Below are 15,906 nucleotides of genomic sequence, written 5' to 3'. Positions count from 1 at the left end.
GGACACGACGCGGATGCAGAGGGATCGGGGTGCGGCCACAGGGGGCCCGCACCTACCGACCCTCGCCCACCGCGCGGTCGCAGAAACATCGTCCAGGCCGGTCTCCGGGCTCGCGAGGCCCCGGCAACCCGGGGCGGCAAGTCGCCTTCCCGGGCCGCGTTCGGCCCAGTGGCTTTCGACTTGTCGAGGTCCGAGCGGCCTGCGGAAGCACCCCTCGAACCCACTCGCTTACCGTTGCGGGGGCAGCGTCGGAATGGGGCTGCGGAGGATCTCGCGCCTGCACCGACTTCCCGTTTAACCCGCGCGATCAGTCGCCCGGGCACCTGGTAGCAAGCCGCCAATCATACGCGGCAAGCCCACTGCCGACCAATTGACGCTCCGAGGCGCCCCAGGCTTGCTGCTATGATGCCCCGCTAGTCCAGCGCCAAGTGGCGGCTCCCCAGCCGGCTCGAAGGCGCTTGAACAATCAATCCAATGCGACTGTAAAATCATGCAATTCTGGACTTTCCGAACTCCACTGCTCGCTTGCCTCCTGGGCCTGCTCTCAACCCCGCTGATCGCAATGGCGGACTCAATCACGGTCACTGACGACGATGGCCGCGAGGTCCATCTGGAGCAGCCTGCCGAGCGCATCGTCAGCCTGGCGCCGCACATCACCGAGGTGCTGTTTGCCGTGGGTGCGGGGGACCGCATCGTGGGCGCAACGCAGTACAGCGATTATCCGCCCGAGGCGGAGGCCATCCCGCGGATTGGCGGCTACAGCCGGATTGACCTGGAACGGGTACTGGAAAGGGACCCCGATCTGGTGATCGCGTGGAAGAGCGGCAACTCCGCCTCTCAGGTCGAACGCCTGCGCGAACTGGGACTGCCGGTGTACGTATCGGAACCACGCAGCTTCGAGGGTGTGGCCTCGAGCATGCGGCGCATGGCCACGCTCGCCGGCACGCATGACCAGGGCGAGGCCGCGGCAGAGGACTTCCTGGGCCGAATGGACGCGCTCCGCGCCACGTACGGCGACCGGGACCCGATTCGCGTGTTCTATCAGGTGTGGGAGCAACCGTTGATGACGGTCAATGACGACCACCTGATCGCCGAGGCCATCGCCGTCTGTGGCGGCGTGAACGTGTTCGGCGATCTCGACCGCCTGGTGCCACGCATTGGCCGCGAAGCCGTACTGGATGCCGACCCCGAGGTCATCATCGGCGGCGGCATGGGCGAGGACCGCCCCGACTGGGTGGTCGCCTGGGGCCAATGGGAGGATATGACCGCGGTCCAGCGCGACAATCTGTTCTTCATTCCCCCTTCGCTCCTGCAACGCCATACCGGACGCATCGCGGAAGGCACCGCCCTGATGTGCGAAGAACTCGAACGCGCCCGCGCACGCCGTCCCGCCCCATGACCATGACGGTCCGCCTCGCAGTCTCTCGGAAAGGATATCGCGGGACACCAATGAAGGAGCGTTGTACGTGCGCTGAAGGCAGCGCTCCCGCCGTTCCGGCAACCTACCGCTTCACCCGCCTGGAGCGGAGGGCTACCGCTTGACCCGTTCGTTCCTCCTGGCCCTGGGCGTGCTGTTACCCGCGTCTGTGCTCTCCGTTCTGGTGGCACTGGCCTACGGCAGCGTGCAGATTCCGTTCCCTGACCTGCTGAGTGTCTTCTTCGGCGAGGCCTCGCGACTGCACAGCACCCTGGTACTGGATCTGCGCCTGCCGCGCGCGCTGGCCGCGTTCGCCGCCGGCGGGTTGCTAGGCCTGGCCGGAGCGCTGATGCAGGTCCTGCTACGCAATCCACTGGCCGATCCCTACGTGCTGGGGCTCTCCGGCGGTGCCTCGGTGGGCGCCTTGCTGGCGATGCTGGCGGGGCTGTCCATGTTCTCGGTCTCGGCCGCGGCCTTCGTGGGCGCCCTGCTGTCCACCATTCTGGTGTTCGGCCTGGCCCACGGCACGGGCAGCTGGACCCCGACCCGCCTGCTGCTGACCGGTGTCGTGGTGGCCGCCGGCTGGGGCGCGATGATCAGTTTCATCCTCGCAGTCAGCCCCACTGCGGAGCTCCCGGGCATGCTGTACTGGCTGATGGGCGACGTCTCCCATGCCCGCAACCCCTACCCGGCCTGGGGCGTACTCGTGGTCGTCGCCCTGCTCGCCCTGCCATTTGGCCGCACCCTGAACGTCCTGGCGCGCGGGCCCATGCAGGCCGCGGCCCTCGGAGTGGCCGTACGCCCGGTGGAATGGACGATCTATGTGGTGGCGGCCCTGATCACCGCGACCGCGGTCACCCAAGTCGGCGCGGTCGGCTTTGTCGGGCTGATCGTGCCGCACATGCTGCGTCTGATCTTTGGCAACGACCAGCGCGTGATCCTGCCGGCCTCGGCCCTGGGCGGGGGCATCCTCCTCACCCTGGCCGACACCCTGGCCCGGACGATCATTGCCCCGGAACAATTGCCGGTGGGCGTCATCACCGCGATGCTGGGTGTCCCGGTGTTCCTGTTCCTGCTCTACCGGAGCCGCTGATGCCGCGTACACATCTCCCAGTCCCCGCGGCGACCCAGCCACACGACACGCCGGGCCTTGGCGCGCGCAGCGTCCACCAGGAACCGGGGCCCAAGACCCTGCTCGCGACGCATGACCTTGTCATCGACGTGCCCGAGCGGCCGCCCGGTTCGCCGCTGGACCTGACGGTCGACCCGGGCCAGTGCTGGGGCATCCTGGGCCCGAATGGGGCCGGCAAGAGCACCCTCCTGCAGACCCTCGCCGGCCTGCGGGCCGCGCGTGCCGGAACCATCAAGGTCAAGGGACAATCCATTGCGACCCTCGCCCGCGCGGAACTGGCCCGTCGCCTGGGCCTGGTCTTCCAGACCCACCACGACGGCTTTCCCGCCACGGTGCTGGAGACGGCCCTGATCGGACGCCACCCGTATCTGCGGCCCTGGGATATCGAGTCCTCCGAGGACTACGCCCGCGCCCGGGCGGCACTCGCGGCGATGGATCTCGCCGACCTCGAGGACCGCATGGTGGACACGTTGTCCGGCGGGGAACGCCAGCGCCTGGCAATCGCGACCGTGCTGACGCAGGACCCCAGCCTGCTCCTGCTGGACGAACCCACCAGCCAGCTGGATCTGCATCATCAGGTGGCCGTGCTCAACCGCGTGCAGGCCATCGTCGGTCAGGAAGACCGAGGCGCGGTGCTGGTCCTGCACGACGTCAACCTCGCGGCGCGCTACTGCGATCACCTGCTACTGCTATTCCCTGACGGACAGGCGTGCTGGGGCCCCACGGCCACCATGCTGGTGCCCAGCGCACTGGAGCGCCTGTACAACCAACGCCTGAGCGTGGGCGAGGTGGACGGCCTGCCCGTCTTCCTGCCGCGCAACGAGTAGTCCCCATGGAATTCTTCCGCACCCTGCATTCCGACCTGGATGCCGAAAACCTGCAGCGAAGCCTCACCGTGTCCGCATTACCCGACGCCAGCGGCGCGATCGATACGCTGATCGCCGGCGAGGGCCCCGATGCCGGCGTCGTGTACTGCCTGTGGGGCGAGTTTCGCGTCCATCGGGAAGTCATCAACGGTGGCGTTCGCTTTTCCCTGCCGGAATGCCCGAATGGCCTCGCCTGGACGCTGACCACCGGTCACCCGCCGGAGCCGCGGGCCGTCACCCTGCACCTGACCATCAATCGCCAGGAGCACGACCCGGACTTCGTCGAGAGCCTCGAGGCGTTTGCCGATTCCTGGGAGCTCCCCGTGCCCTGACAGAACGCTCCATGAAGGGAAACGATGCAATTTTCTTTTCGTTTCATGGTCGGTATGGTGCAGATCTGTTGCGAAGGAGAACGCCATGAACCCGACACCGCCGGACAGCGTGAAGACCTCTCATCCCACCCAGGACGGGGCCGGGGTGAAGATTCGGCGCATCCATGATTTCCGCGGCGGCCTGGATCCCTTCCTGATGCTGGACGAACTGAAGGCCAGCGCGCGCGAGGACTACATCGGCGGCTTCCCCTCGCACCCGCACCGCGGTTTCGAGACGCTGACCTACCTGGTCCACGGCGGCCTGACTCACGAGGACTCCATGGGCAACCAGGGCCGCGTCGAGGCCGGCGAGGCCCAGTGGATGAGTGCCGGGCGCGGTGTAATCCACTCCGAGATGCCGCTTCTGGACGCGGACGGCCTGCACGGCTTCCAGCTTTGGGTAAACCTGCCCGCCGCGCGCAAGATGGACCCGCCGCGTTACCGCGACGTGCGCGCCGACGCGATGCGCCACCTGCCGGAAGACGACGATTCGCTGCGCTTCAAGGCCATTGCCGGCTCCTGGCAGACCAGCGCCGGGGACACCGAAGGCGCGCTTCCACAGATCGGCGAAGGCGCCGCCATGGCCGATCTCACGCTACCGGCCGGCTATCGCCTGTCGCTTGCGGTGCAACTGGAAGATCGCGTGCTGGCCTACGTGTTCGACGGCGAGCTGACCGGCCTCGGCACGGGCCAACTGGGCGTCTGGCACGGCCACACCCAGGTCCACCTGATCGCGCAGCAGGATGCCCGGGTACTGCTGTTCAAGGGACGGCCGCTGGGCGAACCGATCGCCCACTACGGCCCGTTCGTGATGAACACCTCCGACGAGATCGAACAGGCCATCAGCGACTACCAGTCCGGCCAGCTCGCCGCCGAACCAGCCAGCATGGACTGACCTCGAACCAGCCCATCATCCCGCAAGTTCCTCGCGCGATTCCCCCCTCTCCGTCATCCCGGAAACCGCCCAGCGGTTATCCGGGATCTCACCGCGTGGCCCAAACCCCCAACCTGCTGCCTGGCACCCGCGCCGGAGATCCCGGCTCTTCGCTCCGCTACGGCCGGGATGACGCCAGGGACGATCACCCGACCGGTACTTGCATCCCCCGCCACCTGACGCTTTCGTCATCCCGGAAACCGCCCGGCGGTTATCCGGGATCTCACCGCGTGGCCCAAAGCCCCCAACCTGCTGCCTGGCACCCGCGCCAGAGATCCCGGCTCTTCGCTCCGCTACGGCCGGGATGACGTCAAGGAAGATCACCCGACCGGTGATCCTTGCTCCCTCGCCACCCATCGCTTTCGTCATCCCGGAAGCCGCACAGCGGTTATCCGGGATCTCACCGCGTGGACCAAGCCCCGACCCGCTGTCTCGCACTCATGCAGAAAACCACGGCTCTTCGGTTCGTTACGGCTGCGGTGAAGGGGCTTTGGGAGCCAAGGTGGCTATGGATGGCGTCGCGGGCCACCCAGCTAGGCTTGGGGCTGGATCCGGTGATCCCACGATCCGTTCCGTGGCGAAGGATGGCCCCGCAACGGGTGCAGGGGCGCTGGTTCGTGGCCGCCCCCCCAGGCCGGCCTCAGCCGCCTTCCTCGATCAGCTCGATGGCGTTGCCGTCGGGATCGCGCACGAATGCGGCCGGGCGCCCGGAACGACTGCGCTCCACGGCAATCCCCGCGCCTTCCAGACGCGCTGCCAGCGCCTCCAGGCCCCGGACGCGCAACGCCAGATGACGGTCCTGACCGCAGCGCACGCCGCGCTCGGTCGGATCGGGGTTCGGCACCTGCAACAGATGCAGCGCCTGTCCGCTCCCCAGGTCATACCACAGACCGGGAAAGTCGAGATCCGGGCGTTCCAGCGGCACCAGGCCAAGCTGCTCCCCGTAAAAGGCCGCCGCCACCCGCGTGTCCGCAATCACCAGGCTTGCGTGATGCAGACGCAGGATACCGGGTTCTAGCCGCTTCGCCGAAGTCATACCCGCATCACCCCCGAGGCCGGTTCGAGCAACACAATGGCCTGGGCCGCCACCCCTTCCTTGCGCCCGGTAAAGCCGAGGTGCTCGGTAGTGGTCGCCTTCACGCTGACATCGGCGATATTCAGCGCGGTATCGGCTGCCAGGTTTTCGCGCATCGCGCGCACATGCGGTGCAAGCTTGGGCGCCTGCGCGATCACCGTGGTGTCGATGTTGACCGGGCGCCAGCCGGCCCCGGCCACTCGTTCGAGCGTCTCCCGCAGCAGGACGCGGCTGTCCGCCCCTCGAAACGCCGGATCGGTATCCGGAAAGTGCAGGCCGATATCCCCCAGCGCTGCGGCGCCCAGCAGGGCGTCGCACACCGCGTGGATCAGCACGTCCCCATCCGAATGGGCCACGAATCCACGCTCGAACGGGATACGAACGCCACCGAGTACCAAGTGGTCGCCTTCGCCGAAGGCGTGTACGTCGAAGCCCTGGCCAATCCGCAAGCCGCTCATGCGCGAAACCCGCCTTCCAGGCGTCCCTGCTGCATCAGATACAGGCGAGCGAGCTCAAGGTCTTCGCTGCGGGTGATCTTGATGTTCATCGGGGAGCCCTCGATCAGTCGGGGTGCCTGGCCCAGGAACTCGATGGCGCTGGCCTCGTCCGTCACCGGATGTCCCTCGGCACGCGCTTGCGCGTTGGCCGTGCGGAGCATCCCCAGCCGGAACATCTGCGGGGTCAGGGCCCGCCAGACCCGTTCGCGATCCAGCGTCCGTTCGACCTTCCCGGCACCATCGCTCCACTTGATGGTATCGGTGCTGGGACTGGCGAGCAGCCCACCCACCGGATCGTCTCGCAACTCGTGCAGCAGCCGGTCCACATCCGCTAGCGGCAGACAGGGTCGTGCCGCGTCATGCACCAGTACCCAGTCTTCCTCGTGCGCCCGTTCGGCAAGGAAATCGAGCCCGTTCTGGACCGAATCCGCGCGCTCCGCCCCTCCGGCCGCACGGAACAGCCGGCCGCCGGCCAGCGGCAGGTCCAGGGCATCCGGGTCGACGTCCGGACCGAGTACCAGAACCACCCCCCGAATCCGCGGGTGTTCGAGAAAGATCGACAGGGTGTGGGAGAGGATCGTGTGCGATCCGAGTGTCAGGTACTGCTTCGGACGGTTGGATCCCATGCGCCGACCGATTCCAGCCGCCGGGATCAACGCCCAGAACGCTGGCTCCCGAGTCGGCACGTGTTCCGCGTCAGCCATCAAAGGGGTCCTCGGGTGGCAGGGTGTCGGTGGCGGGCTCCGCATCCTCCGGGACTTGCGCGTCCGGGCCCGCATCGGTCTCTCCAGCCGGGCCCGGTAGCGGCTCGACCTGCAGCCTCGTGGGCTCGTCCTCGCCCACCACGAAGAAGAAGATCTCGTCCTCGCGGATCATCCCCAGATCGCGACGCGCGCGCTCCTCGACCGCCGCGGTACCGCCGCGCAAATCGCGCACCTCGGCCTCCAGGGCCTGGTTGCGTTGTTCCAGCTCGGCATTTGCGGCTTGCTGTTGCGCAACCTGCTCGCGCAGATCGCGCACATCGCGCCAACTCCCCTCGCCCAGCCACAGGGGCCATTGCAGGGCCAGCAGCACGAGGGCCAGACCGATCAACAGGCCGCGCATCACCCGCACTCCGTATGGTTGAACAGAGAAAGCCCTCGCCCGCGCACCGCGACAGACGCGACAACGTGGAGACGAGGGCTTTCGCAAGTGGCCGGCATGCCCGGCATTCTACGAGCCCCGGACGACCGGGGACAGGAACCGCGCCGCAGGCTGAGGACTGCGTGGTGACCAAGGCCGTCCCGGGTCTCGATCAGCGCCCGAAGGTGAACGCCGACATGCCCGGATAGGTCGCCCGCGAACCCAGGTGTTCCTCGATACGGATCAGCTGGTTGTACTTGGCGACCCGATCGGAACGCGACAACGAACCGGTCTTGATCTGGCCGGCGCGCGTGGCCACGGCCAGGTCCGCGATGGTCACGTCTTCGGTCTCGCCCGAGCGATGCGAGATCACTGCAGTGTAATTGGCCTTGCGCGCCATCTCGATGGCTTCCAGCGTCTCGGTCACGGTGCCGATCTGGTTGAGCTTGATCAGGATGGAATTCGCAACGCCCTTTTCGATGCCTTCCTGCAGGATCTGGGTATTGGTCACGAACAGGTCGTCACCCACCAGCTGCACGCGATTGCCCAGGCGCTCGGTCAGCGTCTTCCAGCCGTCCCAGTCATCTTCGGCCATCCCGTCCTCGATGGTCAGGATCGGGTACTGGTCCACCCAGTGGGCGAGATACTCGGAGAACTCGTCGGCAGAGAAGGCCTTGCCTTCGGAATCGAGGTGATAGCGCCCGTCACGGTAGAACTCGGAGCTGGCGCAGTCGAGGCCGATCCAGATGTCCTCGCCCGCCTTGAAGCCGGCGTTGTGAACCGCTTCCAGGATCACCTCGATCGCGGCGGAGTTGGACGGCAGGTCGGGCGCAAAACCGCCCTCGTCGCCCACCGCCGTCGCCAGCCCGCGCTTGGACAGCACCTTTTTCAGCGCGTGGAAGACCTCGGCGCCGTAGCGCACGGCCTCGCGTACCGAGTCCGCCCCCACTGGCAGGATCATGAACTCCTGCATGTCCACACTGTTATCGGCATGGGCACCACCATTGATGATGTTCATCATCGGTACCGGCAGCAGCGTGGCGTCGTCGCCGCCCAGGGTCTCGAACAGTGGCTGTTCGCGATCCGCGGCCAGGGCATGCGAAGTGGCCATGGAGACGGCCAGCAGGGCATTGGCGCCCAGGCGTGCCTTGTTGTCGGTCCCGTCCAGTTCCAGCATGCGGCGATCGACTGCGGTCTGATCCAGCTCCATCCCACGCAGTGCGTCGCGGATCTCGCCGTTCACGTGGCTGACGGCCTTCAGCACGCCCTTGCCGCCGTAACGCTTTTCGTCGTCGCGCAGTTCCAGGGCCTCGCGGGCCCCTGTGGAAGCACCGGAGGGCACCGCCGCTCGCCCCATGGCGCCGGAATCCAGGACAACATCGGCCTCGACCGTCGGGTTGCCCCGAGAATCGATGATCTCGCGGGCGTGAATCTCCGCAATCTTGGACATGCTCTCTCCTTGAAAATACCCGCCCGGACGGGCCCGTCCGGGACGTTTTATCGATTCTTTCGGTCGTTAACCGAGACCGTACTCCGCTTCCGCAAACGGCTGCGCCTTGGCGGCGGCGTCCAGCGCCTTGAGCGTCTGCAACAGCTCGGCCATCTTCGGCAGCGGCCAGGCGTTGGGACCGTCGGACAAGGCCTTCTCGGGATCCGGATGGGTCTCCATGAACAGGCCGGATACGCCAGCGGCCACCGCCGCCCGTGCCAGCACCGGAACGAACTCGCGCTGCCCACCGGAGCAGGCGCCCTGCCCGCCCGGTTGCTGCACCGAGTGCGTCGCATCGAAGACCACGGGACAGCCGGTCTGACGCATCTGGGCCAGGCCGCGCATATCGGAGATCAGGGTGTTGTAGCCAAACGAGACCCCGCGCTCGCAAACCATGATCTGATCGTTACCGACCTCGCGGGCCTTGTCCACGACATTGCCCATGTCCCAGGGCGCGAGGAACTGGCCCTTCTTGATGTTCACCGGCCGGCCCTGACGCGCAACGTTCTGGATGAAGTTGGTCTGCCGACAAAGGAAGGCCGGGGTCTGCAGCACATCAACAACACTGGCAACTTCGTCCAGCGCGGTGTCCTCGTGGACATCCGTCAGGATCGGCACGCCGATCTCCGATTTCACTTTCTCCAGGATGCGCAGGCCCTCTTCCATGCCCAGGCCGCGGAAGCTCTTCGTCGACGACCGGTTGGCCTTGTCGAACGAGGACTTGTAGATGAACGGAATGCCGAGATCGTCCGCCATCGTTTTCAGCGCGCCGGCCGTCTCCAGGGCCATGGCCTCGGATTCGATGACGCAGGGGCCGGCAATCAGAAAAAAGGGCCGATCAAGGCCAACTTCAAAACCGCAAAGCTGCATGCTCTGTCCTGTCTGGTGGCCATCACCCTCCGGGTGCGGCCACAAAAAAGTGAACGGGCGCCTATTCCGTCAGCGCCGTGGTGGTTTCCGGTTCGCGGGAATCCTGGTAATCCCGGGCGGCACACACAAACGCGGTGAACAGCGGGTGGCCATCCCTTGGGGTCGAGGTAAATTCCGGGTGGAACTGGCAGCCCACAAACCACGGATGGTCGGCCAGCTCCACGGCCTCTACCAGTTCGCCGGATTCCGAGACCCCGGAGAGTCGAAGACCTGCGGCCTCCAGGCGTTCACGATAAGCGTTGTTGAATTCGAAGCGATGACGATGGCGTTCTCCCACCTCTTCGCGACCATAGGCCTCGGCAATGCGTGACCCCGGGGTCAGGCGCGCGCTCTGGGCGCCCAGACGCATGGTGCCACCAAGGTCACTGTCGGCATCTCGCTGTTCGATGCGGCCTTCCTTGTCCTGCCACTCGGTAATCAGCGCGATGACGGGATGCGGCGTGTCGGGGGCGAACTCGGTGCTGTGCGCACCTTCCAGCCCGACCACATCGCGCGCAAACTCGATGACCGCCACTTGCATGCCCAGGCAGATTCCAAGATAGGGCACATCGTTCTCGCGGGCGTAGCGCACCGCGGCAATCTTGCCCTCCACGCCGCGTTCGCCGAAGCCACCCGGAACCAGGATGGCGTCCAGGCCCTCGAGTTCGCGCGCAGCCTCGTTCTCGGCCCCTTCCAGCTTTTCCGAATCGAGATAACGAATCCGGACCCGGGTACCCGCCTGGATGCCCGCGTGGGTCAGGGCTTCGTTCACCGACTTGTACGACTCGGTCAGATCGACGTACTTGCCGATCATGCCGACCGTCACCTCGGACTCCGGGAACTCCATGGCATTGACCACGTGCTTCCAGTCCGAAAGATCGGCCTGCGGGACCTCGATATGGAGTTTGCGCAGCACGATCTCGTCGAGCTTCTGCGAATGCAGCCACAGCGGGATCTTGTAGATGTTGTCTACGTCCACTGCAGAGATGACCGCCTTCTCCTCGACGTTGGTGAACAGCGCGATCTTGCGCCGTTCACCCTCGGGGATCGCCTGGGTGGAGCGGCACAGCAGGATATCCGGCTGGATACCGATGGAGCGCAGTTCCTTGACCGAGTGCTGGGTCGGTTTGGTCTTGATCTCGCCGGCGGCCTCGATATACGGCACCAGCGTCAGATGCATGAACAGGGCGTTGTCGTGCCCCAGCTCCACGCCCATTTGACGGATCGCCTCGAGAAACGGCAAGGATTCGATGTCACCGACCGTACCGCCGATTTCGATCAGGGCGATGTCGGCATCGCCGGCCCCTTCGTGGATCGAGCGCTTGATCTCGTCGGTGATGTGCGGGATGACCTGCACCGTGCCGCCGAGATAATCCCCGCGACGCTCCTTGCGGATCACGTTCTCGTAGATCTGCCCGGCGGTGAAATTGTTGCGCCGCGAGGTGCGAATGCGCACGAAGCGTTCGTAGTGCCCGAGATCCAGGTCCGTTTCGGCGCCGTCATCGGTGACGAACACCTCGCCATGCTGAAACGGGCTCATGGTGCCCGGATCCACGTTGATGTACGGGTCCAGCTTGAGCAGCGTCACCTTGAGGCCACGCGCCTCCAGGATCGCCCCCAGCGAGGCGGATGCAATACCTTTGCCCAGAGACGAGACCACGCCTCCGGTAATGAAAACAAAACGCGTCATGCGGGAAACCTGGCTGGGAGCTGACAAGCACCCTGCCCCGGTTCGCACACGCAATCCGGGGCAGGCGGAAAACCCCTGAGAGAGTACCAGAGCACCCGCCCCCGCTCAATCGGAAGGTGGGGGCAGTGCCTCGTTTCCAGCCCGGGATGACAACGGCCGGAAGGCCACCAGGGTCATATCGTCACGCCGCGGCTCGCCGTCGCGATAATCTTCCAGCACCCGGACCACGGCATCGATCTTGGCCGACAGATCGCGGCCACTCTTGTCCGTCAGCACCTGGCGCAACCGCCGCCGACCAAACAATCGCGGCGGCTCTCCGCCGACATGATCGTGCACGCCATCGGTGATCAGGAAGAATTCGGTGCCCGGCTCCACGTCGACCTCGTGGTCCACGGGCTGGGCCGGCTCCAGGCTGCGGTAGCCAAGGCCGCCACGTACGCCCCGGATCTCCTCGACCTCGCCGCCGCGGTCGATCAGCAACGGCAGCCCGACCCCGGCAAAGGCCAGCTTGCGGTCCTCCGGTCGATACACGCAGACCGCGGCCTCCAGCCCGTCGTCCGAGTCGGAGTCATAGCCATCCTGACGCAACCGCGAGCGAACCAGTCGATCCATCTCGCGCAGGATGGCCGAGGGCTCCAACAAGCGGTGTTCGTGCAGGATGCGATCCAGCGCCGAGGCCACCACCAGGGTAATGAAGGCACCCGGTACACCGTGGCCGGTGCAGTCCGCCACCACCAGGATGCTGTGTCCGTCGATGGCCTCGACCCAGAAGTAGTCGCCACCCACCAGGTGCAGGGGCTCCCAGTAGATCTGCACCTCGTCCATGTGACCATCGAGGGCATGCTTGTCCGGCAGCATGGCAGTCTGGATGCGGCGGGCATAACGGATGCTCTCCACCACCAGGCGATTACTGCGCTCGAGCTCACGGTTGGCCTCGTCCACCTTGGCCAGCGCCCGTTCCGTCTCGGATTTCTCGGCCTCCAACTGCCGGGTGCGGTCCTCGACGCGCCGCTCGAGGTCCGCATTCAGGGCCTTGAGCTCGCCCCGGGCCCCGTCGCGCGCGTCCAGCCCCGCCTGAAAGGCCCGCAGCAAACGATCCAGCGAACGCCCCAGCGCCCCCAGCTCATCGTTTTCGTGATGGCCCAGGCGCGGCATCGGCCAGTGCGCGGGCTGCTCCGGGTCGGTGTCCGCCACCGCACGTGAAATCTTCAACATCGGACGGAGCATCAGCAGATAGAAAAGTACAACCACCACCAGAGAGACGATCACCGCCTGGGTCACACTGGTCACGACCCCGGTCTGCAGACGGTTGACGAAGGCCCGCCCCAGCACGCCGGGGTCCAGTTCCACGCGCAGGACGCCCACGCCCTGGATATTTCCGCGGGTATCAGGGTGGCGCAGCTCGCGCTCATGGGTTTGCAGATCACCGAAGAGCCAGTGCGCCCACTCACCACCGGTCTGGGTGCGCTCCTGGGCATCTTCCGCAAGGGTGTTGCCAAAGTCGTCGAGGATCTCGACCCGCCGGATCTCGTCGAAAACCAGCAGGCCCTGGACCAGGGAATCGGCCTGGGCAGCGCTCAACTGGAAGGCCGCCTCGGCGGCGGGTGGTTCGACCAGGCGTTGCAGACGGTCGATCTGTTCCCCGGTCTCGGCACGGAAGGCATGCCAGTCCGAGGCAATGACATAGGCGCTGCTGAGAAGGCTCAGCGCCAGCGCCGCCAGCAGCGTGGCGACGGCCAGCTTGGCGACAAGGCTACGATTCCGGCGGGTACCGCCCGCCATCACCCGCGTTCGCCGTGCATTTGCACGATGACACGGTTGCGTCCCTCGTTCTTGGCCCGGTAGAGCAGGTCATCGGCCAGAGCCACCAGCTCGCCGGCATCCGGCCACGGGTTCGTGGTGATGACCAGGCCAATGGAAACCGCCAGCGCGAGCGGTTCGTCCTTCCAGTGCAGCGATGCATTCTCCACTGACGAACGAATGCGCTCGGCCAGTGCGACTGCCTCTTCGGCATCCAGATCCGCCGCCACTACCAGGAACTCTTCCCCACCCATGCGCCCAGCGTACTGCTCCGCCCCCAGCTCGCCCCTCAGGATGTCGGCAAAGCTCTCGAGGGCGAAATCGCCAGCAGCATGGCCGTGGGTGTCGTTCAGCGCCTTGAAGTCGTCGAGATCCAGCATCATCACGGTGAGCGAACGCGATTCCTCGCCGACGCTATCCGCCATGCCCTCCACGCAGTCAATCACCCGGCGACGCGAGAACAGGCCGGTCAGGGCATCCTCCAGCGCCAGGCGTTCCAGTTCGGCCGTCAGGCGCTCGCGCTCGCGCACCTCGTCGGACAATGCATTGTTAAGTTGTGCCAGGTGCTCCGCCTGTTCGCGCAACTGGCGGTTGGCCTCCTGCAGATCCGCCTGCATGCGGTCGCTCATGCGCATCATGCGACGCTGCGCCCGATAGCTCTCGGAATAGGCCTTGGCGAGCACCTTCACGCCATCGCCTACCGCATCCAGCGCCTCGAGCATCTGTTCGGAGCGCTGCATGACGGACTTTTCCTGCTCGAACAGGGAGAAGTCCGCGAGACTCTCCATTTCCTGGCCCTCCCGTGGCCGGCTAGCAGGATTCATCGGGTCGTCTCGGGAGGGGGCCTTCATGTCAGCGGACACATTCGGAAGTCAGCGTGTTCGAAATCTTCGGAGAAGTCTTCGCCGAACTCCTCCATGGTCTCGTCGTCATCGTGGTAACACCAGTTGATCCGTACGTTCAGACCCGACTCGGCGCCGTCTTCCAGGATCTGGAACATGTTCATCAAGGCCTTCGCAGTCGAACTGTTGAAGTAGATCATCTCCACGGTGAACTCCACCTCGTCGCTGGCCCGGTCCTCGACCGCCTGCCGCAACCCCTGAGTCAGCGGACCGTAGAAGTTCGCGGCATCTTCCGGATACGACTCGCCGGACAGCCGGTACTGCCCCGCCGCGAAATCGAAAACGACAGCCGGGGTCCGGTCGGTTGCCTCGTGTTCAATGGTCTCGACGACTGCCATCAGATATAGGCCTTCAGGACAAAATAGGATTGCGCATCGGAGAGATGCTGAAAGTCGAACTGGATGGGCTCGCTTGCGCGGCGTGCGATCTCGATCAGGCCGATACTGCCGCCCTTGCTGCCTTCGTCCGGTGGTTCCCGCAGCTTTTCCTTGTAAAAGCGGCGCAACTCATCGCTGTCCATGCCCGCGAGCTCACGCAGGCGGACGGCCAGGGTGTCGGCATCCTTGCGCCCGATCACATTGCCGCAAATAACGAAGAAGCGGCCGTTTTCCGACCCGACGGTAATCATCCCGGAGCTCAGCTCGACGGGGGGCTCCGCATCGTGCTCGATACGCTCGGCTGAATAGCGAATCACGTTCTGCACCTGTTCCACGAACACGGAGAAGACGCGGTTCACGGTCTTCGTATCGGTGGACTCCAGTCGGATTTTCTGCCGCAGCGCATCCCCCAGGGCCTTCAGGATGCCCTCGGAAATGTAGCCAGTGAACGAAAAGATGATGCCGCGCCGCGTCATGTTGCGCTGAAAGCCCAGCACCTCCTCGGCGATCAGGGCCGACGATTCCGTCCGGGCCTCGGCTGCGTCAGTCATTGCGCTCTCCATTACTGTCCAGGACATCCTGCACGATGGCCGCATAGCGCCCGTCCGCGCGCATCGCATCCAGTTCCTCCTGCATGCGGTCCAGCGGGGCTCGCGCGGTTTCCGGGTGGCAGGCCAGGGACATCACGGTATCGTTGAACGCGAACAGGGACCGGAGTTCCCCGATCCCCTCCTGGCGGGCATACCAGGGGGCCAGATGCTCGCCGCTGACCCATACGTCGATCCGGTTGGCCGCGAGCTTGCGCGCATTCAGCCGGTCATTCGGTGCGGTATCCACGGGGATGCCCCGGCCCTCCACGAAGAGCGCCACGGCATCGTCTCGATAGCCCCCGACGCGGTAGCGTTCCAGATCCTCCAGCGACTGCGCATCCACCTTGGCATCTTCAAGCACGAACGCATGCCACTGGTTTTCCACGAGAGGACCGACCCAGGTGAACAGGTCTTCACGTTCGGAGGTGCGCGTGGTGGAAAAGACGCAGGTACCGGGTTCCGACTGAGCCTCGGCATAGGCCCTACTCCACGGCAGCAGGCGGATCTCGGCGTCCACCTGTGCGACATCCAGCAGGGCATCCATCACCCGGATCGAGATCCCGTCCAGCTCGCCGGTTTCCGTCTCGAAATTGAACGGGGGGTAGCTCTCGGTCGTGAGCATCAGCGAATCCGCGGCCAGAGGCGCGGCCAGCAGCATCCCGGCCGCCAGCACCCCCATGCCCGTACGTCGTCCGCACTGTGCCGCGAAACCTGTCACGTACCGCTCACCCGCAC

General features: G+C 65.7%; 17 protein-coding genes and 1 riboswitch. Of the genes, 5 read left to right on the top strand and 12 right to left on the bottom strand.

Annotated elements, in window-relative coordinates:
• Positions 1 to 77 precede the first annotated feature (77 nt).
• A riboswitch (cobalamin riboswitch) is annotated at positions 78 to 342 on the bottom strand.
• A 220-nt stretch (positions 343 to 562) separates the two neighbouring features.
• The 5 genes from D579_RS0110310 (at position 563) to D579_RS0110290 (ending at position 4,681) form a co-directional block, all read left to right on the top strand.
• On the top strand, positions 563 to 1,399 hold the full coding sequence (locus tag D579_RS0110310) for a cobalamin-binding protein (protein WP_018951954.1): 837 nt from the start codon (positions 563 to 565) through the stop codon (positions 1,397 to 1,399).
• Between the two features lie 139 nt (positions 1,400 to 1,538).
• Entirely contained in the window at positions 1,539 to 2,510 is a 972-nt protein-coding gene (locus D579_RS0110305) for an iron ABC transporter permease (RefSeq protein WP_018145607.1), read from the top strand.
• Entirely contained in the window at positions 2,510 to 3,376 is an 867-nt protein-coding gene (locus D579_RS0110300) for an ABC transporter ATP-binding protein (protein ID WP_018951953.1), read from the top strand. The genes D579_RS0110305 and D579_RS0110300 overlap by 1 nt, the downstream gene beginning before the upstream one ends.
• A 5-nt stretch (positions 3,377 to 3,381) precedes the next feature.
• Positions 3,382 to 3,747 (top strand): hypothetical protein, encoded by a 366-nt coding sequence (locus D579_RS0110295; protein WP_018951952.1) that lies wholly within the window; start codon positions 3,382 to 3,384, stop codon positions 3,745 to 3,747.
• Between the two features lie 85 nt (positions 3,748 to 3,832).
• Positions 3,833 to 4,681 carry a pirin family protein gene (locus tag D579_RS0110290; RefSeq protein WP_018951951.1) on the top strand — a complete coding sequence of 283 codons (849 nt, stop codon included), beginning with the start codon at positions 3,833 to 3,835 and terminating at the stop codon, positions 4,679 to 4,681.
• A 679-nt stretch (positions 4,682 to 5,360) separates the two neighbouring features.
• Here D579_RS0110290 and D579_RS0110285 read toward each other — a convergent pair.
• The 12 genes from D579_RS0110285 to D579_RS0110230 form a co-directional block, all read right to left on the bottom strand.
• The gene (locus D579_RS0110285) at positions 5,361 to 5,756 is read right to left on the bottom strand and encodes a VOC family protein (protein WP_018951950.1); all 396 of its coding nucleotides are present in this window, start codon (positions 5,754 to 5,756) and stop codon (positions 5,361 to 5,363) included.
• On the bottom strand, positions 5,753 to 6,253 hold the full coding sequence (gene ispF, locus D579_RS0110280; protein WP_018169848.1) for a 2-C-methyl-D-erythritol 2,4-cyclodiphosphate synthase: 501 nt from the start codon (positions 6,251 to 6,253) through the stop codon (positions 5,753 to 5,755). The genes D579_RS0110285 and ispF overlap by 4 nt, the downstream gene beginning before the upstream one ends.
• Entirely contained in the window at positions 6,250 to 6,996 is a 747-nt protein-coding gene (ispD, locus tag D579_RS0110275) for a 2-C-methyl-D-erythritol 4-phosphate cytidylyltransferase (protein WP_026289506.1), read from the bottom strand. The genes ispF and ispD overlap by 4 nt, the downstream gene beginning before the upstream one ends.
• Positions 6,989 to 7,396, bottom strand: a complete 408-nt coding sequence (gene ftsB, locus D579_RS0110270) for a cell division protein FtsB (RefSeq protein WP_018951948.1) — start codon at positions 7,394 to 7,396, stop codon at positions 6,989 to 6,991. Before ftsB ends, ispD begins: the two co-directional genes overlap by 8 nt.
• A 190-nt stretch (positions 7,397 to 7,586) precedes the next feature.
• Positions 7,587 to 8,864: a phosphopyruvate hydratase gene (eno, locus tag D579_RS0110265; protein ID WP_018951947.1), complete on the bottom strand. Its 1,278-nt coding sequence runs from the start codon at positions 8,862 to 8,864 to the stop codon at positions 7,587 to 7,589.
• 66 nt (positions 8,865 to 8,930) lie between these two features.
• Positions 8,931 to 9,773: a 3-deoxy-8-phosphooctulonate synthase gene (kdsA, locus tag D579_RS0110260; RefSeq protein ID WP_018951946.1), complete on the bottom strand. Its 843-nt coding sequence runs from the start codon at positions 9,771 to 9,773 to the stop codon at positions 8,931 to 8,933.
• Between the two features lie 61 nt (positions 9,774 to 9,834).
• On the bottom strand, positions 9,835 to 11,502 hold the full coding sequence (locus tag D579_RS0110255) for a CTP synthase (protein ID WP_026289505.1): 1,668 nt from the start codon (positions 11,500 to 11,502) through the stop codon (positions 9,835 to 9,837).
• Positions 11,503 to 11,607: 105 nt separating this feature from the next.
• Positions 11,608 to 13,284, bottom strand: a complete 1,677-nt coding sequence (locus tag D579_RS0110250; protein WP_018951944.1) for a SpoIIE family protein phosphatase — start codon at positions 13,282 to 13,284, stop codon at positions 11,608 to 11,610.
• Positions 13,284 to 14,090, bottom strand: a complete 807-nt coding sequence (locus D579_RS0110245; protein WP_018951943.1) for a GGDEF domain-containing protein — start codon at positions 14,088 to 14,090, stop codon at positions 13,284 to 13,286. The genes D579_RS0110250 and D579_RS0110245 overlap by 1 nt, the downstream gene beginning before the upstream one ends.
• A gap of 59 nt (positions 14,091 to 14,149) precedes the next feature.
• Positions 14,150 to 14,542, bottom strand: coding sequence for a DUF1987 domain-containing protein (locus tag D579_RS0110240; RefSeq protein WP_018938619.1), 393 nt, complete (start codon positions 14,540 to 14,542; stop codon positions 14,150 to 14,152).
• Positions 14,542 to 15,132, bottom strand: a complete 591-nt coding sequence (locus D579_RS0110235) for a SiaB family protein kinase (protein ID WP_018145593.1) — start codon at positions 15,130 to 15,132, stop codon at positions 14,542 to 14,544. Before D579_RS0110235 ends, D579_RS0110240 begins: the two co-directional genes overlap by 1 nt.
• Positions 15,125 to 15,850, bottom strand: a complete 726-nt coding sequence (locus tag D579_RS0110230) for an ABC transporter substrate-binding protein (protein WP_018951942.1) — start codon at positions 15,848 to 15,850, stop codon at positions 15,125 to 15,127. Before D579_RS0110230 ends, D579_RS0110235 begins: the two co-directional genes overlap by 8 nt.
• Positions 15,851 to 15,906 lie beyond the last annotated feature (56 nt).

The organism is Thioalkalivibrio sp. AKL12, assembly GCF_000377925.1.
Taxonomy (GTDB): domain Bacteria; phylum Pseudomonadota; class Gammaproteobacteria; order Ectothiorhodospirales; family Ectothiorhodospiraceae; genus Thioalkalivibrio; species Thioalkalivibrio versutus.
This window is presented reverse-complemented; position numbering and strand designations above follow the sequence as displayed.